This is a genomic window from Micromonospora sp. DT63 (assembly GCF_049841615.1).
Classification (GTDB): Bacteria; Actinomycetota; Actinomycetes; order Mycobacteriales; family Micromonosporaceae; genus Micromonospora.
The window spans coordinates 1,735-3,040 of the sequence record NZ_JBNCKQ010000018.1; the positions used below are offsets into that span (position 1 = coordinate 1,735).

Sequence of the window (1,306 nt, forward strand, 5' to 3'; positions counted from 1 at the left end):
AATGTGTCGCGGATTTGCCTACGACACGGCCTACACGCTTACCCCGGCACAACCACCGGCCGGGCTCAGCTACCTTCCTGCGTCACCCCATCGCTTGACTACTACCCATCAGGTTCCCACGCTCCCTCAGCTCAGTCCGAAGACCTCACCAAGTTCGGGCGGTTAGCACAACGAGGTTCATCAGGGACGCTCTTTCGCGGGTACGGGAATATCAACCCGTTGTCCATCGACTACGCCTCTCGGCCTCGCCTTAGGTCCCGACTCACCCAGGGCGGATTAGCCTGGCCCTGGAACCCTTGGTCATCCGGCGGAAGGGTTTCTCACCCTTCTTTCGCTACTCATGCCTGCATTCTCACTCGTGCCGCGTCCACAACTGGGTCACCCCGCTGCTTCACTCGCGGCACGACGCTCCCCTACCCATCCACACACCTGCACAAGGAATCAAGTCCAAGCGAGGTTAAAATGTGAATGCCACAGCTTCGGCGGTGTGCTTGAGCCCCGCTACATTGTCGGCGCGGAACCACTTGACCAGTGAGCTATTACGCACTCTTTAAAGGGTGGCTGCTTCTAAGCCAACCTCCTGGTTGTCTATGCGACCCCACATCCTTTTCCACTTAGCACACGCTTAGGGGCCTTAGCTGGTGATCTGGGCTGTTTCCCTCTCGACTACGAAGCTTATCCCCCGCAGTCTCACTGCCGCGCTCTCACTTACCGGCATTCGGAGTTTGGCTGATTTCGGTAAGCTTGTGGGCCCCCTAGACCATCCAGTGCTCTACCTCCGGCAAGAAACACGCGACGCTGCACCTAAATGCATTTCGGGGAGAACCAGCTATCACGGAGTTTGATTGGCCTTTCACCCCTAACCACAGGTCATCCCCCAACTTTTCAACGTTGGTGGGTTCGGCCCTCCACGCGGTCTTACCCGCGCTTCAGCCTGCCCATGGCTAGATCACTCCGCTTCGGGTCTAGGACACGCGACTGAATCGCCCTATTCAGACTCGCTTTCGCTACGGCTCCCCCACACGGGTTAACCTCGCCACATGCCACTAACTCGCAGGCTCATTCTTCAAAAGGCACGCCGTCACCCCGCAAGGCTCCGACGGATTGTAGGCGAACGGTTTCAGGTACTATTTCACTCCCCTCCCGGGGTACTTTTCACCATTCCCTCACGGTACTCGTCCGCTATCGGTCACCAGGAAGTATTTAGGCTTACCAGGTGGTCCTGGCAGATTCACGGCAGATTTCAGGGGTCCGCCGCTACTCGGGAACACCCACAGAAGGTCAGCAACTTTCACCTACCGGACTT

At 57.7% G+C, this 1,306-nt stretch carries 1 other annotated feature (cut by both window edges).

From position 1 onward, the window contains the following. Positions 1-1,306, minus strand: a sequence feature (most likely nonfunctional fraction of RNA operon) (it extends past both window edges: 1,486 nt to the left, 1,629 nt to the right).